Annotated in this window: 20 protein-coding genes and 1 tRNA gene; 10 read left to right on the top strand and 11 right to left on the bottom strand. The window is 67.6% G+C overall.

Annotation, left to right across the window (positions count from 1 at the left end):
• Positions 1-8: 8 nt before the first annotated feature.
• From ABZX92_RS08705 to ABZX92_RS08680, 6 genes are read right to left on the bottom strand one after another with little or no spacing between them, the layout of a single operon-like run.
• Complete coding sequence (locus tag ABZX92_RS08705; RefSeq protein ID WP_355555498.1) at positions 9-1,520, bottom strand: serine/threonine-protein kinase; 1,512 nt, start codon at positions 1,518-1,520, stop codon at positions 9-11.
• Positions 1,520-2,992: a penicillin-binding protein 2 gene (locus ABZX92_RS08700; RefSeq protein WP_355555496.1), complete on the bottom strand. Its 1,473-nt coding sequence runs from the start codon at positions 2,990-2,992 to the stop codon at positions 1,520-1,522. Before ABZX92_RS08700 ends, ABZX92_RS08705 begins: the two co-directional genes overlap by 1 nt.
• Positions 2,989-4,461 (bottom strand): FtsW/RodA/SpoVE family cell cycle protein, encoded by a 1,473-nt coding sequence (locus tag ABZX92_RS08695; RefSeq protein ID WP_355555494.1) that lies wholly within the window; start codon positions 4,459-4,461, stop codon positions 2,989-2,991. Before ABZX92_RS08695 ends, ABZX92_RS08700 begins: the two co-directional genes overlap by 4 nt.
• Before the next feature lie 3 nt (positions 4,462-4,464).
• Positions 4,465-5,877, bottom strand: coding sequence for a PP2C family serine/threonine-protein phosphatase (locus ABZX92_RS08690; protein WP_355555492.1), 1,413 nt, complete (start codon positions 5,875-5,877; stop codon positions 4,465-4,467).
• Entirely contained in the window at positions 5,874-6,335 is a 462-nt protein-coding gene (locus ABZX92_RS08685; protein WP_045313035.1) for an FHA domain-containing protein, read from the bottom strand. Before ABZX92_RS08685 ends, ABZX92_RS08690 begins: the two co-directional genes overlap by 4 nt.
• Before the next feature lie 51 nt (positions 6,336-6,386).
• A complete protein-coding gene (locus ABZX92_RS08680; protein ID WP_355555490.1) occupies positions 6,387-7,631 on the bottom strand; it encodes a DUF3662 and FHA domain-containing protein in 1,245 nt (414 codons plus the stop codon).
• A 117-nt stretch (positions 7,632-7,748) separates the two neighbouring features.
• Between ABZX92_RS08680 and ABZX92_RS08675 the strand changes: the two genes are divergently transcribed.
• From ABZX92_RS08675 to ABZX92_RS08660, 4 genes are all read left to right on the top strand, one after another.
• Positions 7,749-7,831: transfer RNA gene (locus ABZX92_RS08675), tRNA-Leu, on the top strand.
• A gap of 161 nt (positions 7,832-7,992) precedes the next feature.
• Entirely contained in the window at positions 7,993-8,733 is a 741-nt protein-coding gene (locus ABZX92_RS08670; RefSeq protein WP_355555488.1) for an NADP-dependent oxidoreductase, read from the top strand.
• A 315-nt stretch (positions 8,734-9,048) separates the two neighbouring features.
• Positions 9,049-9,666, top strand: a complete 618-nt coding sequence (locus tag ABZX92_RS08665; protein ID WP_355555486.1) for a hypothetical protein — start codon at positions 9,049-9,051, stop codon at positions 9,664-9,666.
• Positions 9,667-9,680: 14 nt separating this feature from the next.
• Positions 9,681-10,337, top strand: a complete 657-nt coding sequence (locus ABZX92_RS08660) for an NAD(P)H-binding protein (RefSeq protein WP_355555485.1) — start codon at positions 9,681-9,683, stop codon at positions 10,335-10,337.
• On the opposite strand, the gene ABZX92_RS08655 is transcribed toward ABZX92_RS08660, so the two are convergent.
• Positions 10,334-11,626, bottom strand: coding sequence for a D-arabinono-1,4-lactone oxidase (locus ABZX92_RS08655; RefSeq protein ID WP_355555483.1), 1,293 nt, complete (start codon positions 11,624-11,626; stop codon positions 10,334-10,336). The two genes, ABZX92_RS08660 and ABZX92_RS08655, sit on opposite strands and share 4 nt — an antisense overlap.
• A gap of 74 nt (positions 11,627-11,700) precedes the next feature.
• On the opposite strand from ABZX92_RS08655, the gene ABZX92_RS08650 reads away from it, so the two are divergent.
• The gene (locus ABZX92_RS08650) at positions 11,701-12,882 is read left to right on the top strand and encodes an amino acid deaminase/aldolase (protein ID WP_355555481.1); all 1,182 of its coding nucleotides are present in this window, start codon (positions 11,701-11,703) and stop codon (positions 12,880-12,882) included.
• On the opposite strand, the gene ABZX92_RS08645 is transcribed toward ABZX92_RS08650, so the two are convergent.
• Positions 12,879-13,493 carry a TetR/AcrR family transcriptional regulator gene (locus ABZX92_RS08645; protein ID WP_355555479.1) on the bottom strand — a complete coding sequence of 205 codons (615 nt, stop codon included), beginning with the start codon at positions 13,491-13,493 and terminating at the stop codon, positions 12,879-12,881. The two genes, ABZX92_RS08650 and ABZX92_RS08645, sit on opposite strands and share 4 nt — an antisense overlap.
• 112 nt (positions 13,494-13,605) lie before the next feature.
• On the opposite strand from ABZX92_RS08645, the gene ABZX92_RS08640 reads away from it, so the two are divergent.
• From ABZX92_RS08640 to ABZX92_RS08630, 3 genes are read left to right on the top strand one after another with little or no spacing between them, the layout of a single operon-like run.
• A complete protein-coding gene (locus ABZX92_RS08640) occupies positions 13,606-14,853 on the top strand; it encodes a GH1 family beta-glucosidase (protein ID WP_355555477.1) in 1,248 nt (415 codons plus the stop codon).
• A gap of 40 nt (positions 14,854-14,893) precedes the next feature.
• Positions 14,894-16,054: an MFS transporter gene (locus ABZX92_RS08635; RefSeq protein ID WP_355555516.1), complete on the top strand. Its 1,161-nt coding sequence runs from the start codon at positions 14,894-14,896 to the stop codon at positions 16,052-16,054.
• Complete coding sequence (locus tag ABZX92_RS08630; protein WP_355555475.1) at positions 16,054-16,833, top strand: SDR family NAD(P)-dependent oxidoreductase; 780 nt, start codon at positions 16,054-16,056, stop codon at positions 16,831-16,833. Before ABZX92_RS08635 ends, ABZX92_RS08630 begins: the two co-directional genes overlap by 1 nt.
• A gap of 322 nt (positions 16,834-17,155) precedes the next feature.
• Here ABZX92_RS08630 and ABZX92_RS08625 read toward each other — a convergent pair whose 3' ends face one another.
• The gene (locus ABZX92_RS08625) at positions 17,156-17,515 is read right to left on the bottom strand and encodes a hypothetical protein (RefSeq protein WP_035909125.1); all 360 of its coding nucleotides are present in this window, start codon (positions 17,513-17,515) and stop codon (positions 17,156-17,158) included.
• Positions 17,516-17,525: 10 nt separating this feature from the next.
• Positions 17,526-17,759 (bottom strand): hypothetical protein, encoded by a 234-nt coding sequence (locus ABZX92_RS08620; RefSeq protein ID WP_045313063.1) that lies wholly within the window; start codon positions 17,757-17,759, stop codon positions 17,526-17,528.
• 246 nt (positions 17,760-18,005) lie between these two features.
• On the opposite strand from ABZX92_RS08620, the gene ABZX92_RS08615 reads away from it, so the two are divergent.
• Together ABZX92_RS08615 and ABZX92_RS08610 are read left to right on the top strand one after the other, a co-directional pair.
• Positions 18,006-19,388: a helix-turn-helix transcriptional regulator gene (locus ABZX92_RS08615; RefSeq protein ID WP_355555473.1), complete on the top strand. Its 1,383-nt coding sequence runs from the start codon at positions 18,006-18,008 to the stop codon at positions 19,386-19,388.
• A 152-nt stretch (positions 19,389-19,540) separates the two neighbouring features.
• On the top strand, positions 19,541-19,822 hold the full coding sequence (locus ABZX92_RS08610; RefSeq protein ID WP_355555471.1) for a hypothetical protein: 282 nt from the start codon (positions 19,541-19,543) through the stop codon (positions 19,820-19,822).
• An 82-nt stretch (positions 19,823-19,904) separates the two neighbouring features.
• On the opposite strand, the gene ABZX92_RS08605 is transcribed toward ABZX92_RS08610, so the two are convergent.
• Positions 19,905-20,624 (bottom strand): SDR family oxidoreductase, encoded by a 720-nt coding sequence (locus tag ABZX92_RS08605; protein WP_355555469.1) that lies wholly within the window; start codon positions 20,622-20,624, stop codon positions 19,905-19,907.
• Positions 20,625-20,710 lie beyond the last annotated feature (86 nt).

The raw sequence follows: 20,710 nt of genomic DNA, 5'->3' as shown, positions 1-20,710 counted from the left end.
GGTCTTGCTCATGGCGTGCACGTCACCTTCACCTGCGAGCCGACCGCCACGTCGCCTGTCGGCGCGATGGCGGTGACTCGGCACTTCTTCAGGTCGCCCGGCGCTGTGCCCTGCGGGCTCTGCACCCTGGGCTCCAAGCCGTGGTCGATCAAGTCCTTGCTGACCTGGTCGCCGGAACGACCGATGTAGTCGTCCTCGTCGATCCGCTTCGGCGCGTTGCCCGGAATCCGGTCGGCGGTGTCGGGCTTCACCTGCCCGTTCGCCGGGGAGTTCGGGTTCGCCGAGCTCGAGGTGGTCGTCTGGCCACCTTGCCCGCTGCCGTTGTTCGGCTTCACGGTCAACTTCCACAGGACGACCACGCCGAGCACCAGCAGCACGGTCACCAGGAGAGCGACCATAACCCAGACGACGGTCCGGTTTCTTCCCGGTGGTGCCTGCATCGGTGCGAACGTCCCGGTCTGGTGCGCCGGTTGCATCGCGGGATGTGTGCCGGGACGCCCAGGTCCGGTCTGGTGGTGTTGCATCTGCGGCGGAACCGGCAGCGGCTGCGACACCTGCGGAGGTGGCGGACCCTGTGGAACCTGCTGTGGAACCTGCTGCACGGGCGGCGGCAGCATCGGGGGCGCCATCTGCTGCGGCACCTGCACCATCTGCGGCATCGTGAACCCGGACGGCGTCGGCAACGGCTGGCCCACCCGCACCGCGCTCACGGCGGCGGCGAACTCGCCACCCGTCCGGTAGCGCTGCCGCGGGTCCTTCACCAGCGTCGCCTCGATCAACGCCCGCGCACCCGGCGGCACGTCCGGCGGCAGCGGTGGCGCGATGTCGCGGATGTGCATCATCGCGACCGTCACCGCGTTGTCCGAGAGGAACGGCCGGTGTCCCGCAAGGCATTCGTAGCCACACACCGCCAACGAGTAAACGTCGCTCGCGGGTTCGGCCTCGCCTCCGAGAGCTTGCTCGGGAGCGATGTAGTGCGCGGTTCCCATGACCATGCCGGACCGCGTCACGGGTGCCGCGTCCACGGCCTTCGCGATGCCGAAGTCGGTGATCTTCACCTTTCCCGACGGCGTGACCATGATGTTGCCCGGCTTCACATCCCGGTGCACCAGGCCGCGTTCGTGGGCCGCCTGCAACGCGTTTCCGGTCTGCTCCAGCAGATCCAGCGTCACCTCGGCGGTGAGCCGGCCACGCGAGATGATCGTCGCGAGTGGCTCGCCCTCGACGAGCTCCATCACGAGGTACGCCGTGTCCTCCGGCCCGTCGGTGACGGACGCGGTCTCGCCGTAGTCGTGCACCGACGCGATGCCGGGGTGGTTGAGCGACGCCGTCATCCGCGCCTCGACGCGGAAGCGGTGCAGGAACTCGGGATCGCCGGACAGCTCCGCCTTGAGGACCTTCACGGCCACCCGGCGGTCGAGCCGCTCGTCGGCGCCTTCCCAGACCTCGCCCATGCCACCGACCGCGATCCGCCTGGTGAGGCGGTAGCGGTCGGCGAGGAGCTGGCCCTTGGTCAGCATCAGCGACCCACCAGGTACGCGTTGATCACGGCGCGCCCGATCGGAGCGGCGACCTTGCCGCCGGTGGCACCCAGACCGCGGTCGCCACCGTCCTCGACGATCACCGCGATCGCGATCTCCGGCTTCTGCGCCGGGGCGAAGGCGATGTACCAGGCGTGCGGCTTGGTCTTCAGCGGGTCGCTGCCGTGCTCGGCGGTACCGGTCTTCGAGGCAATCTGGATGTTCTGGTTGCGGCCCTCGCCACCGGTGTTGATCTCCGACTGGATCATCATGTCGCGCAACGTGGTGGCGTTGTCCTTGCTCATCGCGGTCTCGACCTCGTCGGGGTCGGTCTCGTCGATGGGCTTCAGGTCCGGGCCGAGGATCTTCGACACCAGGTACGGCTGCATCCGCTCGCCGCCGTTGGCGATCGTCGCCGCCACCACCGCGTTCTGCAGCGGCGTGATCTGCACGTCGCGCTGGCCGATGCCGGTCTGGTAGAGCGCCGCGTCGTCCGGGATCGGGCCGAGCGTCGAGGTCTCGACGGGCAGCGGCACCTTCAGGCCGGAGTCGTTGAAGCCGAACTTCTCCGCCTGCCTGCGCAGCTTGGCCGCGCCGACCTGGCCGGCCATCTCGGCGAACGCCGTGTTGCACGACTTGGCGAGCGCGGTCTCCATCGACACCGTCTGGCCGGGGCCGCACGGCTGACCGTTGAAGTTCGGCAGGTCCGTCGTGCTCTGCGGCAGCTTGATGGTGCCCGCAGCGGTGTACTGCGTGTCCTTGTTCTTGCCGTCGGCCAGCGCCGCGGCGGCGACCACGGTCTTCAACGTCGAGCCGGCCGGGTAGAGGGCCTGCGTCGCGCGGTTGATCAGCGGGTCGTTGGCATTCTTGGAGGTGAGCTGCGTCCACGCCGCCGCCTGCTCGTCCGAGTCGTGGCTCGCGAGCAGGTTCGGGTCGTAGGACGGCGTGCTCGCCATCGCGAGGATCTCGCCCGTGGCCGGCTTGATCGCGACGACCGAGCCGGTGAAGCCCTTCGCGGTCAGCTGGTCGTAGGCGACCTGCTGCACCTTCGAGTCGAGCGTGAGCTGGACGTTGCCGCCGACCGGGTCGCGGCCGGTGATCAGCGCGGAGACGCGGCGGGCGAACAGCCTGTCGTCCGAGCCGTTGAGCAGGTCGTTCTCGGCGCGCTCCATGCCGGAGGTGCCGTAGGTGACCGACAGGTACCCGGTGACCGGCGCGTACACCTTGCCGTTGTTGTAGGTGCGCAGGAACCGGAGACGGTCCGTCGTCTCCTTGACGTCCGCGATCACCGTGCCGTCCGCGACCGTGATCAGACCGCGCTTGCGGGCGTACTCGTCGAGCAGCACCCGGCGGTTGTAGGTGTTCAGACGCCACTCGTCGGCGTTGATCACCTGCACCCACGTGGCATTGCCCAGGAGCAGCACGATCATGACCATCATGGCCATGCCGACGCGGCGGAGCGGTGTGTTCATTTGGGACGCTCCACCATCACAGTGTGCTGGTCGGCGATAGCCGGTTGTTGCGGTTTCGGCTTAGGTGCCCGCTGCGGAGCCCTCGCCGCGGCAGAAATTCGCAGTAGCAACGCGACCAGGATGTAGTTCGCGAGCAACGACGAACCGCCGTAGGACAGGAACGGGGCGGTGATACCCGTCATCGGGATCAGCTTCGTGACACCGCCGACGATGATGAACACCTGGAAGCAGAGCGCGAACGCCAGACCGCCGCCGAGCAGCTTGCCGAAGCTGTCGCGCACCGAGATCGCGCCGCGCAGGCCGCGCAGCGTGAGCACCATGTAGACCAGCAGCACCGCGGCGAGTCCGACGAACCCGAGCTCCTCGCCGATCACGGCGGTGATGAAGTCGGTGTTCGCCTCGGGGATCATCTCCGGACGGCCCGCACCGAGGCCGGCACCACCGATGCCGCCGGTCGCGAGCCCGAAGAGCGACTGCGAGATCTGGTAGCCGCCGCCGACCACGTCGTAGCGGCCGATCGGGTCCTGCCAGTTCGCCACCCGCTGCTGGACGTGCGTGAAGAGCTTCCACGCGATGACCGCGCCGCCGGCGAACATGCCCAGGCCGAGCACGACCCACGCCGCGCGTTCGGTGGCGATGTAGAGCAGCACCAGCACGATGCCGAAGAACAGCAGCGAGGAGCCGAGGTCCTTCTGCAGCACCATGACCGCGACCGTGACACCCCAGGCCGCGAACAGCGGGCCGAGGTCGCGGGCACGCGGCAGGTCCATGCCGAGGAACCGCTTGCCGGCCGTCGTGAAGAGGTCGCGCTTCGACACCAGGAAGGCGGCGAAGAAGACCATCAGCAGGACCTTGGCGAACTCACCCGGCTGGATGGACAACGGGCCGATGCGCAGCCAGATCTTCGCACCGTTGATCGTCGGCGCGATGAAGCCGGGCAGCACACCGGGCAGCAGCAGGGCGACCAGTCCGATCAGGCCGAACGTGTAGCCGAACCGCGCCAGCGTGCGGTGGTCCGAGAGGAACTTCAGCGTCGCCGCGAACAGCAACAACCCGATCCCGGTCCAGATGACCTGCTTGAACGCCACCGGGTCCCAGGTCGAGCCGTCCGGGAAGGCGGTGCCTTCGAGCGCGAGGTCGATCCGGTGGATGACCACCAGGCCGAGCCCGTTGAGCAACGCGACGCACGGCAGGATCGCCGGGTCGGCGTAGGGCGCCCACCTGCGCACGGCGAGGTGAGCGGCGCCGAAGAGAGCGAGGTACGCGAGACCGAGCCAGAGGATCCTCAGGCTGAGCGACCGCTCCTGGTTGAGTTCGACGAGGATCAGCGCCAGCGTCACGATTCCGGCGGCGAACGCGAGCATCACCAGTTCGGTGCCGCGCCTCGTCGGCGCTCGCAGCCCCGGCGACGTGCTCGTCGCCACCGACGCGCCTGGTGAGCCTTCCCCGATGGGGACGGGCGAGCCCATCAACTACGGACCCTCCCGGCATTCCACGCCGACCTTCTGCCCCGTCGGGGTGGGCGTCGGCTCGGTGGCCCCGGTGTCCGGTGAACCGTTCGCCGGCGGCGTGCTCGAACTGCTGGACGTGCTCGGCGGCGGCGTCGTGGTCGTGGTGGTCGTCGCCGTCGACGAAGTGTCCTTGCAGAACGGCAGCATGTGCTCCGTGCGCAGCAACCTGACCGCGGCGCGCGCGCCGTCGATCCCGTTGTCACTCCGGATGCCCGCGGTGATGGTCTTGCGACCACCCTCCTGCAGGTCCTTCAGCGTGATCTCGGAGCAGCCCGTCGATCCGGGCGGGCACGAGCCCTCGACCTTGGACGACAGCTTGAACCCGAGCACGGTGCCGTTGAGGCCGCGGAAGATCGCGACCTGGCCGTCCTCGGTGGCGCCGACGTAGTACTGGGTGTTGAGCCACAGCTTGGCGCCGACCGCGACGACAGCCGTCAGCAGGAGCAGCACGAAGATGATCGCGAACGCCTTGATGGCGTTGCGCTTCTTGCGCTTCGGGTCCTGCGGCGGTGGTGGCGGTGCCTCCATGCGCTGCGGCATCGGCGGGCGCTGCTGCGTGAGCGCGCTCGCCCTGGACGCCGCGGAGTCCGGCGGGGTGTTGTGCTCCTCGCTGCCGTCTCCGGCCGCGCCGCCGACGATCGGGTAGTCGTCGCCGAAGTCGACGTCCTCGACGTCCGCCACGATCACCGTGACGTTGTCGGGGCCGCCTCCCTTGAGCGCGAGCTCGATCATCCGGTCCGCGCAGGCCTGCGGGTCGGGGATGCGGATCGCCTCGTCGAGCGTCTCCAGGCTCACGACGCCGGACAGACCGTCCGAGCAGAGCAGGAACCTGTCCCCGGACCGCGCTTCGCGCACGGTGAGGCTCGGCTCGAAGTCGTGGCCGGTCAGCGCGCGCAGCAGCAACGAGCGCTGCGGGTGCGTGGCGGCCTCGTCCGGCGTGATCCGGCCCTCGTCGATCAACGACTGGACGAACGTGTCGTCGTGCGTGATCTGCGCGAACGTGCCCTCTCTGAGCAAGTACGCGCGCGAGTCGCCGATGTGCACGAGCCCGAGGCGGTTGCCCGCGAACAGGATGGCCGTGAGCGTGGTGCCCATGCCCTCCAGGTCCGGGTCGCTCGTCACGAGCTCGGAGATGGCGCCGTTGCCGGCCGCGACCGCGTCGCGGAGCTTGCCGAGGAGGTCGTCGCCCGGCTCGTCGTCGTCGACGTGGGCCAGCGAGGCGATGACCACCTTGCTCGCGACTTCACCGGCGGCGTGGCCACCCATGCCGTCGGCGACTGCGAGCAGGCGGGGGCCCGCGTACACGGAGTCCTGGTTGTTGGAGCGAACCAGACCCCTGTCGCTGCGGGCCGCGTATCGAAGAACCAAGGTCATGAGCGCAGCTCGATCACCGTTTTGCCAATGCGGATCGGGGTGCCGAGAGGTACGCGCAGGGGTGCGGTGACCTTGGCTCGGTCTAGGTAGGTGCCGTTCGTGGAGCCGAGGTCTTCCACGTACCAGTCGGTTCCGCGCATGGACAGCCTCGCGTGCCTGGTCGACGCGAAGTCGTCGTCCAGCACGAGAGTGGAGTCGTCAGCGCGGCCGATCAGGATCGGCCTGCCGTCGAGCGAGATGCGGGTGCCCGTCAGCGCCCCGTGGGTGACCACGAGTTGCCGGGGCGCCTTGCTTCCCTTCGCCGACTTCTCGGACCTCCGGAATCCGGGCAGACCTGACGCCCGGAGCCCTGAGGCTGCGTAGAGATCAGAGCGGACCACACGTAGGGCGGCCAGCACAAAGAGCCAGAGGAGCACGAGAAAGCCCGCTCTGGTCAGCTGCATCACCAGCTCTTGCACCGGTTGTAACCGCTCCTGCCTTGAGTTGCTTACCGACGCCCATGTCGACCACTAGCCGGCGGTGCGGAATACCAGCGACGAGTGGCCGATGCGGACGACGTCGCCTTCCGCGAGCTGCCAAGTCTGCACTGGTGTGCCGTTCACCGTGGTGCCGTTGGTCGAACCGAGATCAGCGAGCATCGCATTCTGCCCGTCCCAGGAGATTTCCAGGTGGCGCCTGGAGACTCCCGTGTCCGGGAGGCGGAAGTCGGCTTCCTGCCCACGTCCTACGACGTTTCCACCCTGCTTCAGGTTGTACGTCCGGTTGGATCCGTCGTCGAGGTGCAGCGTCGCGTTCAGCTGACGGTTCGCGCCCTGGGTCGCCGGCGGGGCGTATCCGCCCTGGTTGTAGCCCTGGTCGTAGCCGCCCTGCTGGCCGTAGCCCTGCTGCTGGCCGTAACCCTGGTCATACCCGCCCTGCTGGCCGTAGCCCTGGTCGTAGCCGCCGCCCTGCTGCTGCCCGTACCCCTGGTCGTAGCCCTGCTGGCCGTAACCCTGCTGCTGGCCGTAGCCCTGGTCGTAGCCGCCGCCCTGCTGCTGGCCGCCGCCGTAGCCCTGGTCATAGCCCTGCTGCTGGCCGTAGCCCTGGTCGTAGCCGGGCTGGCCGGGCTGGCCGGCGCCGTAGCCGCCGCCCTGCTGGCCGTAGCCCTGGTCGTAGCCCTGTTGCTGGCCGTAGCCCTGGTCGTAACCCTGCTGGCCATAACCCTGCTGCTGGCCGTATGCCGGCTGCTGCTGGTCGTAGCCCTGCTGGCCGTAGCCGCCCTGACCATAAGGGTCCTGGCCGGGCTGGCCCTGTCCTTGTCCGTAGCCGGGTGGCTGGCTCATGGGTCGGTCTCCTGCGGTGCGAGGTTGTGCTGACCGTCGGCTGGCCGCTTTCACGTCGGGGTCGACGGACGAGCTGGTTCGGAACTGTCCGGTGTGCAGCGCCTCGGAGCGCTCCAGGGAGACTACGACGTCACCATAGGTATCCCATCCGGACTCGGCCAGGTGCTCTCGCAGGCCCTCTGCGAGTAGCTGGGTGATGCGTAGTTCATCCTGCTCATCGCCCGCAAGACGTTCGTGGTCCTGTGGTCCGAGTAGCACGGTGAAGTGGTTGGGGGCTAGCAGTCTGCCACCCGCGAGTTCGCGGATGTTGCTGTCACCCTCCCGTTGCAGCGCCTGTGCCACCTCTTGGGGCACGACGTTGCCGCCGAACACGCGCGCGAAGGTGTTGCCGACCAGACCTTCCAGCTTGCGCTCGAAACGTTGCAGGCCCACGTCAACTCCTTCCGCTCGGACGGGCTCCTGTACCGATCGTATCCGGGTACGACTCCGCCTACAGGGGGCGATTAGGAACCCGGTTTGGACGCGTGCTAGTGTTCCCAACGTCTCCAGGGGCAAGTGGCGGAATGGCAGACGCGCACGGTTCAGGTCCGTGTGTCCGAAAGGACGTGGGGGTTCAACTCCCCCCTTGCCCATCCAAAGACAGATGGAACCCCTCTCGCGGAATCCGCGAGAGGGGTTCTTTCGTTGATCGGCAGTATCGGATTCCTTGATCCAACAGGTGATGTCTGTCACTCGTTCGGGGGTCGGCATGTGGGCGATAGGGGCACCTGATTTCGGTGCACAGCTCGAACTCGTGGAGCTTCCGGAGCCTGAAGCGGGCCCGAACGAGCTCACGGTGCGGTTGTTCGCGGCGAGTGTGAACCCCTTCGACCGCAAAGTTCTGAACGGGATGCTCCGCAGTTCAGCCGAGCACGTGTTCCCGTTGGTTCCCGGAACTGATGGTGCGGGTGAGGTGGTTGGTTCCGGAGAGAGGATTTTCGGCACCTTCTTCCACCATCCCGTCGGCCGCGGAACGTACGCCGAGTACGTCACAGTTCCGGCCGGGAACGCGTTGGCGCCGTTGCCGGAAGACCTCGATCCCGCCGTTGCCGCCGCATTGCCGACCGCGGGTATGACAGCACTCCAGTTGGTCGAGTCGTTGGGTTCCGCGGAATCTGTGCTGATCATCGGACCGAACGGTGGCGTCGGGTCGTTCGCCGTCCAGATCGCGCGTGCGGCCGGCAAGCGGGTCATCCCGATCAGTCGTGGTGACTCCCTCGTCGAAGCCGACGCGTTGATCGACCTCGTGAGCACCGACCGTTCGTCGTTCGAGGCGAACGCGCGCTACGCGCCGTTGGCCTTCAACACCAACTACGTCTCCAGTGACAAAGCGCAGAACTTCGGCATGAAGGGGTCGCGCGAAACGCTTGTGCGGCTCGCGTCGATGGTGCAGGCGGGAGACCTTTCGGTGCCGATCGCCCGCCGCGTGCCGTTGCGCGAAGCTGTTGATGTTTTCGCAGGTCACGGGCCCGGCAAGACCGTGATCATCATGTAGGTGGTCGTTCTGGCGCGGTGAACGGTCGACGGACGGTGACCGGCGCCGCTCACCGCCGTTTTGCCCTCACGCGTGACGCACCCACTCTGAGCAGCTCTTTTGGTGCGTCCATCCGGATTAACGTCACCCAGACGGCAGCACCGTAGGACCGAACTCCCCGCGCCGCTCTTCGACCGGTCACCGACCGGTCGGCGCCGTCGATCGCAGGGGGTGCGCTGACCTGGGAGCGGGCCGTGCGCTTCCTGCTAATCCTTATGCAGAGCACGAGTCGAAACGCGGCGGATCGCCCGCCGCGGGTGACGAGGAGGCACTGGCGTGAGCAGCACCCCAGCAAGGATCGCGGCCCTCGACAGCTCGAACGGTTTGTCGACGACCGCGCTCCCGGTTCCGGAACTGCCCGCGTCCGTCGAGGAGTTGGCAGCCGCCGCGGCGATCCGCCTCGGCTGGCACGGCGTGGTTCTCCCCGAAATGGTTCTGATGGGCCGCAAGGTCGTCGTCGTGGCCGAACTGCTCGCCGACGCCCACGCCGAGCGCGTGTGCGTGGGTGCGGGCCCCGAGGCCGACAAGACCACCGTCTCCACGTGGGTGTGGCCGGAGATGGAAGGCCGCGTTCCGCCGGCCGCCGTCCGCATTGTCGGCGTCCTGGCCGTCGCCCGCCACTGGCGCACCGGTCTGGCCTCCGCGGTTCCCTTCTCCCGCTACGGCAACGCCGCCGTCGTCCTGCCGGAGTCGGTCGCCTTCTCGCACGACTACCTGTCGAACTGCCTGCCGCGCGTCCGCCGCTACGGCGTCTCGGTCCTGCTGGCCGACGACGACAAGGACCTCTCGGTCGACGTGTCCGGCCGCCAGGAGAACGTGCCCGCCGAGGACACCGCCATCACCCGCTGGGTCAACGAGCTGGTCTACGAGCAGGTGCTGGCCACCGCTTCCTGATTTACGGTCGGGCCATGCGAGTAGTCATAGCCGGCGGACACGGAAAGATCGCGCTGCTTCTCGAGCAGCTGCTGGCCACCCGTGGAGACGCCGCCACCGCGCTGGTCCGAAACCCCGATCACTTCACCGATGTGCAGGAAGCCGGAGCTGTTCCGGTGTTGTGCGACCTGGAGTCCGCTGAAGTGGGCTCGGTCGCGGAGTACCTGAACGGTGCCGATGCGGCGGTGTTCGCGGCTGGTGCAGGGCCTGGGTCCGGACCAGCCCGCAAGAACACCGTGGACTACGGATCTGCTGCCCTGTTCGCCTCCGCCGCTGTGGAAGCGGGAGTGAGGCGGTTCCTCCAGGTGTCGACCGTGGGGATCGAGGATGCCGACTCGCCTTCCGTGGACCCGGAGTTCGCGGTCTACCTGAAGGCGAAGGCGCTGGCCGAGGAAGATCTCAAGTCTCGTGATCTCGATTGGACGATCTTGCGGCCGGGTCCGCTCGTCAACGACGCACCCACCGGGTTGGTGACCATCGCTCCGCCTCGGTTGCCGCGTGCGTCGGTCACCCGTGCGGACGTCGCTGCGGTGCTGGCGGAGCTGTTGAACGCGCCGGGGACGATCGGCAAGACGCTGGAGCTGACGAACGGCGAGACGCCGATCGCCGAGGCTGTTCGCGCGATCCTCTAGCCGAGCACGCGGTCCAGGTAGGCGTTCGTGAACGTCCTGCCTGGGTCGACCTCGTCCCGCACCCGCAGGAAGTCGTCGAAGTGCGGGTACAGCGGGCGGAGTTCGGCCGCGGTCAGGTTGTGCATCTTGCCCCAGTGCGGGCGGCCGCCGACGCTCGCGGCGATGCTGGCGTAAGCGTCGAAGAAAGCCTCGTACTGCATGCCGAGTGCCTGGTGCATCGAGATGTAGGCGGTGTCGCGGCCGCTCGCCGTGGAGAGCCAGATGTCGTCGGCCTGAGCCACGCGGACCTCGCACGGGACGATCAGGTGGTCGCGTTCGCCCAGTTTGCCGGCGACCTTGCGGAGTTCGCCGATGACGTCCAGCAGGGTCTCGCGCGGGATGGAGAACTCGGTCTCCACGAACTTCACGCGGCGAGGCGTCACGAAGACGTTGTGCGAGTAGTCGGAGTAGGAACGCTCGGAGATCAGCGAGCCGCAGAGTTCGTTGAGGCGCTTGGTGTGCCGCGGGAACGTCTTGGCCACCTTGCACACCGCGCCGAACGCGGCGTTCTCCATGACCTCGTACTCCCAGGCCTGCCGGAACTTCGACAACGGCCGCGCGGGCTCGGGGATTCGGTTGTTGCGCTTGAGGATCACGCGGTCGGAGTGGGTGAACCAGTGGAACTCGACGTGGTCCTCGACGGCGCAGAGGTCGTCGAACTGTTCGAGCACGGCGTCCAGGCGGCCTGGGGCTTCGGAAGCTTGCAGGACGAACGACGGGACGCACTGCAGGGTGACGGTGCTGATGATGCCGAGCGCGCCGAGGCCGACTCTGGCCGCGTTGAAGAGGTCTGGCCGTTCGGAGCGGGAGCAACTCACCACGGAACCGTCGGCCAGAACCAGTTCGAGCTCTGAGACAGCGGTCGCGAGGACGCCCAGTTTGGCGCCGGTGCCGTGAGTCGAGGTGGAGATCGCGCCCGCGACGGTCTGGGCGTCGATGTCGCCCAGGTTCGGCATGGCCAGGCCGAGACGGTGCAGGTCGGCGTTGAAGGCGCGCAGTGGGGTGCCGGAGCGTACGGTCACGAGGCCGGATTCCGTGTCCGCGCGCACGATTCCCGTCCAACGGTCCAGGTCCAGCGCCACTTCTGGCGCGACCGCGATGTCGTTGAACGAGTGACCGCTGCCCCGCGCGCGGACACGGCTTCCTGAGGTGACCGCTGCTGCGATCTCGTCGGTGGAGGACGGGTGGGCGACGCGCGTCGGCGTGCACGAAGCCGTTCTAGCCCAGTTCGTCCACACACGGACCTCCACGAGAGAGTGTGACCTGCGAGTAACGTAAGTGAAAGCTCTTCACGTTTCAAGGGTTTACGACGTACCGTCAGTGCATGCGCAGAAACCGACTCGATGCCGCGACGAAGGACCTGGATCCTCCGTTCGCGATCGTCGACCTGGATGCCTTCGACCACAACGCGGCGGACCTCGCCCGTCGCGCTGCCGGTCATCCGATCCGGGTGGCGAGCAAGTCGATTCGGGTGCGCGACCTGGTGAGCCGGGCGCTCGAACGGCCCGGCTACCACGGGGTCATGTGTTACTCGCTGGCCGAGGCGTTGTGGTTGTCGGAGCAGAACGTCAGCGAAGACCTGCTGGTGGCGTACCCGACGGCGGACCGCGCCTCGCTGCAGAAGCTCGCGGCCAACGAGACCGCACGTCAGCGGGTCACGATCATGGTCGACTCGACCGAGCACCTGGACTTCGTGGACGCGGCGATCGGGCCGCACTCGGACATCCGGGTGTGCCTGGAGCTGGACGTGTCGTGGCGGCCGTTGCCCGGTGTCCACATCGGGCCGCGCCGGTCGTCGATCCACACGCCGGCCCAGGCGAAGGCGCTCGCCGCGAAGATCGCGCAACGGCGTGGCTTCAAGCTCGTCGGCGTCATGGCGTACGAGGGGCAGATCGCCGGACTGGGTGACAACCCGCCTGGTCAGCCGCTGCGTGCGCTCGGGATCCGGTTCATCCAGGCGCGGTCCGGGCCGGAGCTGATTCACCGCCGGACCGCCGTGGTGGGTGCGGTGCGGCAGGTCGCCGACCTGGAGTTCGTCAACGGCGGCGGCACGGGCAGTCTGGAGCTGACCGGATCGGACCCGTCGGTCACCGAGCTCGCGGCGGGCAGTGGGCTCTTCGGGCCGACGTTGTTCGACGGGTACCAGGCGTTCAAGCCGCAACCCGCCGCGCTGTTCGCCCTCTCCGTGGTGCGCAAGCCGAACAAGCACACCGCCACGTTGTTCGCGGGCGGGTACATCGCGTCCGGCACGCCGACCCCGGACCGGCAGCCGTCGCCGTACCTGCCGGAAGGGCTGAAGACGCTCGGCCTCGAAGGTGCCGGCGAGGTGCAGACACCGGTCACCGGCAAGGCGGCCGAGCACCTGAGGATCGGTGACCGCGTCTGGATGCGGCACGCCAAGGCCGGCGAGCTGTTCGAGCGGTTCGACGAGGTGCACCTGGTGCACGGTGACCGCATCGAGCGGACCGTGCCCACGTACCGCGGCGAGCGCAGGAACTTCGGTTAGGCGGGAAGGCGCGACGAAAGGTAGCCCCTGACCAGCGCCTTCGCCTCGATCAGGATCGCCTGGTCGCCCGTCGTGCTGTTGCGGAACGCCATCTTCAGCACGGCGTCGGCGGCCTCGACGGCGATCGCGATCGGCAGCCCGACCTCGCCCATCGGAATGCCGAACTTGCCCGAGATCAGCTCGGAGATCTTGTCGGAGATGACCGCGTTGTTGTCGCGGCGGTCGTCCAGCAGCCGCATGTCCACGACGTCACCGAAGTGCAGCTTCCCGAACGCGGGGATCTCGCGGTGCATCGTCACGTAGACGTCGAACACCGTGTCCACGGCGTCCCACCAGTGCTCGAGCGTCGCCTGTTCGAGCCGTTCGGTGATGCCCTGGGAGAACCTGTCGACGTTGCGCAGGGTCAGCGCCTGCACGACGGCTCTCTTGTCCGGGAAGAACTGGTACAGCGAACCGACCGCGACACCCGCTCTCTCCGCGATCAACGTGGTGGTGACGCCGTCGTAGCCCACCTCGTCGATGAGGGTCGCGCAGGCCTCGAGCATTCGCTCTACTCTCTTGGCGCTGCGCTGCTGGACGGGCTGACGGCGGAGCGGGGTGGTGCTCGTCACGGCGACTCCCAGTAGTTCGGGTGCTTCCATCTTGCCTGTTGTACGGCCTTTTCACTTCCCTGAACCTGTCAACACGCCTACGATCCGAACAAGTTTCACATTTGGAGGATCGATGAGCGACTTCCTCTGGGGAGTGTCGACGTCCGCGTTCCAGATCGAGGGCGCGTTCAAGGCAGGCGGCCGGGGTCCCTCCGTGTGGGACGACTTCGCTCCGGTACACGACAACGACAACGCCAGCGTTGCTTGCGATCATTACCACCGGTGGCGCGAGGACGTTGCGCTCATGACACAGCTCGGCGTGAACGCGTATCGGTTCTCGATCGCGTGGCCGCGCATCCAGCCCACCGGCACGGGCCCGGTCAACTCCGAAGGCCTCGACTTCTACGACCGTCTGGTCGACGCGCTCGTCGACGTCGGAATCGCCCCCGTGGTCACGTTGTACCACTGGGACACGCCGCTGGCGCTCGAAGCGGAGGGCGGCTGGCTGAACCGGGACATCGCCGACCGGTTCGCCGACTACACCGCGCTGGTCGCGGAACGCCTCGCCGACCGGGTGAAGCTGTGGATCCCGATCAACGAGCCCGCGATGGTGACGTTGCAGGGCTATGCGATCGGTGAGCACGCCCCTGGCAAGACGTTGCTCTTCGACGCGTTGCCGACCGCCCACCACCTGAACCTCGCTCACGGGCGTTCGGTCGAGGTGCTCCGGTCGTTCAACGCTCAGGCCGTTGGTACGGCGAACAACCACACTCCCGCGTGGCCGGCTACTCCGAACGACGTAGCAGCTGCCGAGGCCTACAGCGAAATCCACAACTGGATCTACGCGGACCCCGTGCTGTCGGGCCGATATCCCGACGCAGTCGCCGAACTTCTGCCTATCGCCGATGGTGACCTGGCCACGATCCACCAGCCGCTCGACTTCTACGGCGTCAACTACTACAACCCGACGCGGCTGAAGAACCCGTCCGAGGGCAACCCGCTGCCGTTCGAACTGGTGGAGATCGACGAGTACGAGCGGACCGGTTTCGGCTGGCCGATCGTGCCGTCGGGGCTGACCGAGATCATCACGTCGTTGCGCGAACGGCACCCGAACCTGCCGCCGGTGTACGTGACCGAGAGCGGTTGCAGCTTCCCGGACGAGATCCAGGACACCGCGCGGGTCTCCTACCTCGACGGACACCTCAAGGCCGCGCAGGCAGCGGACGTCTCCGGCTACTTCGTGTGGTCGCTGATGGACAACTTCGAGTGGGAAGCCGGCTACTCACAGCGGTTCGGCCTGGTGCACGTCGACTACGAGACGCAGCGACGCACGCCGCGCGACTCGTTCCACTGGTACAGAAAGGTGATCAGTGGTGAGTGAGGCGCTCGCTGAACCGGTGGTGCGCGTCCGCCGCGGGTGGATGGCGTGGTTGTTCTTCGCGAACCTTGGGCTGTGGCTGGCGGTCTACGCGCCGATCCAGGTGCTGTTGCCGCAGCAGGCCGAGCTGCTGAACAAGGCGAACAAGGAGCTCGTGTTCGGCATCGTCACCGGCTTCGGCGGCCTGGTGTCGCTGGTCGTGGTGCCGTTGATCGGGTTCCTGTCCGACCGCACGACCTCGCGGTTCGGCCGCCGCCACCCGTGGACGCTGGGCGGTGCGATCTTCGGCGCCGTCGGCCTGGCCGTTCTCGCCAACGCGCCGTCGGTCGTCGTGATGACCATCGGCTGGTGCCTGGTGCAGGCGGGGATCGGTGGCATGCTCGCCGCGCTGACCTCGGCCGTTCCGGACCGGGTGCCCGTGGCGCAACGAGCCCAGGTCGGCGGACTCATCGGCATCAGCCAGATGCTCGGCACCGTGCTGGGCGCGGTGGTGGTGACGTTGCTGGTCACCGGACTGCCGGCGGGCTACCTGGCGTGCGCGGTCATCGTGCTGGCGGGTGCCATCTTCTTCGTGTTCCGCACACCAGACACGCAGCTCAGCGTGAAGCCGGTCAAGCCGACGTTCTGGATCTCGCCGCGTGAGCACCCCGACTTCGCGTGGGCCTTCGGCGGGCACCTGATGATCAACCTCGGCAACGCGTTCGGGACGCTCTACCTGCTCTACTTCCTCGGCGACATGGTCCACCACCCGTCGCCGGAGGACGGTCTGCTGGTGCTGATGGCGCTCTACGGGGTGGCGCTCGCCGCAGGAGCGGTGCTGTTCGGCGCACGAAGTGATCGTTCCGGGCGCCGGAAGCCGTATGTCTACGGCGCTTCGGCCGTGATGGCGCTGGCGGCGTTGATCCTGGTCATCTGGCCGACCTGGACCGCGGTGCTGATCGCCTCCCCGTTGCTCGGCGTCGGGTTCGGCACGTACTGGGCGGTCGCGATCGCGTTGCTCACCCAGGTGCTGCCGGCCGCGTCCGATCGCGCCAAGGATCTGGGCGTGCTGAACGTGGCCAACGCGTTGCCGCAGGTCATCGCCCCCTTGCTGACGGCGTTGATCTTGGCCAACCTGGGTGGCTACCGCGGCCTGTTCGCGGTGTCGGCGCTGGCGACGACGCTGGCGGCGGTGTTGATGAGTCGAGTGCGATCGGTGGTCTGATGCGTCTGTCCGGCAAGAGGGTTCTGGTCACGGGAGCGTCCCAGGGGATCGGGGCGGAGGCCGCCTTCCGGTTCGCCGGTCGCGGCGCGCACGTCGACCTTGTGGCCCGCAGCGCCGAACTGCTTGATCTACAGGTCAAGCGGATCACCGAGTTCGGCGGCTCGGCGACCGCTCACGTGGCGGATTTGTCGGACGCCGCGGAGATCCGCGCGCTCGCCGAGGCGGTCGAAACGCCTGATGTGCTGGTGAACAACGCAGGTGTGGGCCGCTGGCTGTTCCTCGACGACACCTCGGCCGACGAACTGCAGACGATGACCTCGGTGCCCTACCTGGCGGCGTTGTTGCTGACCAGGGAGTACCTGGGCGCGATGCGTGCCAGGCGGTCCGGCTGGATCGTCAACGTGAACTCGCCGGTGTCGCGGCTGCCGATTCCCGGCTGCGTCGGCTACCAGTCGGCGCGCTGGGCGTTGCGCGGCCTGACCGCTTCTCTGCGTCTTGACCTGCGCGGAACCGGAGTCGGGATCAGCGAAGTGGTGCCGGGCAAGGTCTCCAGCGAGTACTTCAACAACAACCCGGGCGCCGAGGAACGCATCCCGGCCGTCGCTCGGCTGATCCCCACCGTCACCCCGGAACGCTGCGCCAAGGCGATCGTCGACGCGGTGGAGGAGGAACGCGCCGAGCACCTCTTCCCGTGGCAGCTCAAGGCGTTCGAGCTCTCCGGCCGGCTCTTCCCAGGCCTGACCTCGTACCTCACCTGGAAAACCGGCACCCACCGCTAACGCCTGCTTTGAAGCGGAACGCGGGGGCCCCGCGTTCCCCTGAAGGAAACGCGGGGCCCCCGCGTTCCTTCCGGAAACGTGAAAACGGCCCTTGCCTGCGCGGGAGGTGCAGACAAGGGCCGTGGTTGGTGACCGCGGGCCGACGACGGTCGGGGAGGGTAGGTGCACGTCACCGGCCCGCGGGAATCTGTGGAGTTGTGGAAAAGCTGACCGGGGTCCGCGATGTAGCGGTCGGGGGTTCGCACATCGCGGACCACCGGTCAGTAGGCCGTTTGCAGACCTGGTCGTGTCGGGGGGACGCCAGGTCGGTCGCAAAGGCCCGTTAGTGGGCTCGAGCCACCGCGCGGCGGGTCCTGGTGACAGGAGGAGTCACCGGAGCCTCGCGCAGGTGGCGAGCCGGGCGCGGGGCGAGTCCGCCCGCAACCAGGTGTTCGTACGCGGCGCGCCACACCGAGCAAGGTGACTTCTGCTGGCGCCAACGGCCGGAGCACTCGGGGCAGTTGCCCTTCTCGTCCGGCTCGTGCGCTGCCAGCAGAGCACGCCATCCCTCGGTCAGCCGAGGGAGCTCGGATCGAGCCACCGACAGGAGGGACGGGGCGTCAGCGCGGCTCGCCAGCTCCGTGAGCAGGTCGAGACGTTCCCACACAGCGTTGCGAAGAACCTGTCCGAGGATCGCGTCCACAACTTCACCGTCACCTTTCCGCCTGGTCGGCGGCTTCGCGTAGCGCGGCCCTGAGCTGTACGAGCTGGTCGTGGGACAAGACTGCCGTCTCCCCGGGAGGTCCGACCAGAACCACTTGGCCCTGAACGACCTTCACGGTGAGCTGGCGGTCCCGGTCGACCACGTCGCCGCAGCTGATCTGCCACGTCCGACGTTGCCCGGTCGTGCCGCGCCATGTGGATTCGGTGTCACCCGTCTCCACAATGGAGGTGGAGCCAGGGGAGGAGCTGTCCACGATTGGTCGTTCCTCTCCGTGCTCACTCGCTTACCGGAATCTAGATTGCGATGATTCATGCCGGAACGGGACGTCACAGCGCTGACCGGTGGAAGTCTTACGGTGAGCGGTAAGCGGTATTCGGTAGAGCCGATCAGCTCCGCCGAAGAGGACTTCTCGACTCGGGGACCTGCCCCTAGTCTGCCGATGACGCCCAACGGACTGTGAGGGTGCGCGATGAACACCATGAGTTCCCAGGGCTCTCCGATTCCCGCCGAGGTGTGGGACCAGCAGGAGATGCGGGACGCACTGGCCCGACGAGAGATCAGCTCGGTCTACCGGCTGCTCCGACGGCACGGCGTGTCCCAGCGCCAGATCGCGGCGCTCACTGGGCAGTCGCAGTCCGAAGTCTCGGAGATCCTCAAGGGACGCCAGGTGATGGCTTATGACGTCCTTACCCGGATCGCCGTTGGCTTGGGTGTCCCACGTGGATACATGGGTCTCGCCTATGACGAGACAACGGCAGTGAGGGTGGCCGCAACCGCGGACTCACCCCATCCTGAGGAGGACGAGTCGGTGAAGCGTCGGAAGTTCCTCGCGCACGCCGCCGCCGTGACAGTGGGCGCGGCCGTGTTCGGAGCGGACTCCGGGTCGTGGGTTTCACACCCCACACAGACTCCGGCTCCGGGACGCATCGGCATGACCGATGTGCGCCAGGTCGAAGCGGCGACGCGGGCTCTGCGTGCCCTGGACTACCAGTACGGCGGCGGTTCCTGCCGCGACGCGGTGGTCGCCCAGCTGTCCTGGGGACAGCAGATGCTCGGTGCCAGCTCCACGGACGTGGTCCGGCAGCGCCTCTACGTCGCGCTGGCCGACCTGCACAACCTCGCTGGCTGGACGTCGTTCGACACGGGCCTGATGGACTCGGCCCGCAACCACTTCGGTCAGGCGCTCGACCTCGCCAAGCAGGGCGAGAACGAGGCGCTGATGGCGAACATCCTGTACCGCATGGGTCGCGTCTACTTGCACCAGAACGCCCCGGACGACGCGCTGAAGGTGTTCCAGCTGGGTCAGCTGGCCGCGCAGAACTCGGGTTCCGAGCTGGCGGTGGGCATCCTGTGCGCGAACGAGGCCTGGGCCTACGCGAAGATGGGCTCTGACGAGCAGGCGCTCAAGCTGCTCGGTCGGGCGCGCGACGAGTTCTCCCGCGCGAACGTCACCGAAGCCCCCGCCTGGGCCAAGTTCTTCAACGAGATCGACCTCTCGTCCATGATCGGCACGGTGCACACGGAGCTGGCGCAGACGGTGGACGCCAAGTACACGAGGACCGCCATCCCGGCGCTGTCCAAGGCGATCAACAACTTCGGTGACGAGTACGCGCGCAGCCGCTCGTTCAACCTCACCTCGATGGCGATCAACCACCTGCTCGAAGGCGACATCGACCACGGCGCCAAGATCGGTCGCCAGGCCGTCGACCTGTCGGAAAGCCTCAAGTCGGTGCGCACGAAGCAGCGCATGGAGCCGCTTCGCCAGGAGGCCGAGAAGCGCCGCAACAACCCCGAGGCCCGCGAGCTCGCGGACCGCGTCGCCCGCTTCACCGGCACCGAGTCGGCCGCCTGATCCCATCTCGTTTGGACCGCATAGCACCACTTTTGGATGGCGTGGGACACGAACCGGTAACGCCAGGGCCTTCGCACACGAATGCAGCATCGACGGGCGAGAAATCCACGCCTAAGGTGCGGCAGGTCGGGGCGAAGGACGAGGTGCGGCGCGTGAGCCTTACTCGGAGGTGGCGTTCCAGGAGAGCGCTGCGGTCCGCGCAGTTGCTCGACGAGGTGGTGGACACCCAGCTACCGCTTCTGGCGGGGTTCGACGAGGAGCGTCGGCGCAGGTCAGCCGACTACCTCGCGGAGCTGGTCGCCCTCGCTCAGGACTACCGCTACTACGCGCAGGGCTGGATCGACAGCCGTGAGCTCGACCGCCGCGGTCAGCGGACGATGAACCGGCTGGCGCGCATGCGTGAAGAATCTTCGGCTCGACTGATCACCGATTAGTCCATTCGCGCGCAGCTCGCCGCGCCGATCGGACCACTCGCCGAGTGCGGTCCTGATCATGCGGATGTTTCACGTTGAACAATCACCAGGGCACCGGTCCGCTGTGATCGAACAGGCCCCCGGTCGGCCCGTCGTCGGGCAGGGTGGCCAGCCTGATCGCGATCCTGGCTCCTTCGGCGGGCGTGTCGGTCCCCTGGAAGCCGTTGAGATCGGTCGCCACATATCCGGGGCACGCACCGTTGACCTTGATGTTCTCCAGCTCCTTGGCGTACTGGACGGTGATCGCGTTCAGGTAGGTCTTCGACGGCGAGTAGGTCCCGCTGACCCCGCCGAGGCCGCGACCCGGTGTGCTCTGCAAGGTCAGTGACGCGACGTGGCTCGACATGTTCACGATTCGCGGCCTTGATGAACGGCTCAGCAGCGGCAACAGCGCGTTGGTGACGCGGACGACGCCGATCACGTTGGTGTCCACGACCGCCCTGATGCTCTCCGGCGTGGCGGTCGACGGCTGGTCCGGCCACCCTCCGGCGATCGCGGCGTTGTTGACGAGCACGTCGAGCCGGCCGAACCGCTCCTCGAACAGCGCTGCCGCTTCAGTGACGCTCTCGTCGTCGGTCACGTCCAACGGCACGAAGAACGCGTCAGCGCCCTCTGCGCACAGCTTCGCCGCTGCTTCCTCACCGCGCTGACGGTCCCGCGCGCCGACTCCGACGCTCATCCCCAAGGCACCCAGCCCTGCCGCGATCTCGTACCCGATGCCCTTGTTCGCGCCGGTGACCAGCGCAATCGTCTGTTCGCTCATGCATTTGATCGTGGTCTGCGGCGTCGCCAGAACCAACATCACTTCGGTCTGGCAGCGATACCCGGTTGATATCGATACGGTTGACG

Source organism: Lentzea sp. NPDC006480 (assembly GCF_040611995.1).
In the GTDB taxonomy this organism is placed as follows: domain Bacteria; phylum Actinomycetota; class Actinomycetes; order Mycobacteriales; family Pseudonocardiaceae; genus Lentzea.
The sequence above is the reverse complement of the archived record's forward strand: the minus strand, read 5'-3'. Positions and strand labels throughout refer to the sequence as shown.

Excerpts from the sequence above, each read along its gene's own strand:
- ABZX92_RS08705 (WP_355555498.1), bottom strand. The coding sequence starts at position 1,520 with ATGCTGACCAAGGGCCAGCTCCTCGCCGACCGCTACCGCCTCACCAGG.
- ABZX92_RS08700 (WP_355555496.1), bottom strand. The coding sequence starts at position 2,992 with ATGAACACACCGCTCCGCCGCGTCGGCATGGCCATGATGGTCATGATC.
- ABZX92_RS08695 (WP_355555494.1), bottom strand. The coding sequence starts at position 4,461 with ATGGGCTCGCCCGTCCCCATCGGGGAAGGCTCACCAGGCGCGTCGGTG.
- ABZX92_RS08690 (WP_355555492.1), bottom strand. The coding sequence starts at position 5,877 with ATGACCTTGGTTCTTCGATACGCGGCCCGCAGCGACAGGGGTCTGGTT.
- ABZX92_RS08660 (WP_355555485.1), top strand. The coding sequence starts at position 9,681 with ATGCGAGTAGTCATAGCCGGCGGACACGGAAAGATCGCGCTGCTTCTC.
- ABZX92_RS08650 (WP_355555481.1), top strand. The coding sequence starts at position 11,701 with ATGCGCAGAAACCGACTCGATGCCGCGACGAAGGACCTGGATCCTCCG.
- ABZX92_RS08640 (WP_355555477.1), top strand. The coding sequence starts at position 13,606 with ATGAGCGACTTCCTCTGGGGAGTGTCGACGTCCGCGTTCCAGATCGAG.
- ABZX92_RS08635 (WP_355555516.1), top strand. The coding sequence starts at position 14,894 with ATGGCGTGGTTGTTCTTCGCGAACCTTGGGCTGTGGCTGGCGGTCTAC.
- ABZX92_RS08630 (WP_355555475.1), top strand. The coding sequence starts at position 16,054 with ATGCGTCTGTCCGGCAAGAGGGTTCTGGTCACGGGAGCGTCCCAGGGG.
- ABZX92_RS08615 (WP_355555473.1), top strand. The coding sequence starts at position 18,006 with ATGAACACCATGAGTTCCCAGGGCTCTCCGATTCCCGCCGAGGTGTGG.
- ABZX92_RS08605 (WP_355555469.1), bottom strand. The coding sequence starts at position 20,624 with ATGAGCGAACAGACGATTGCGCTGGTCACCGGCGCGAACAAGGGCATC.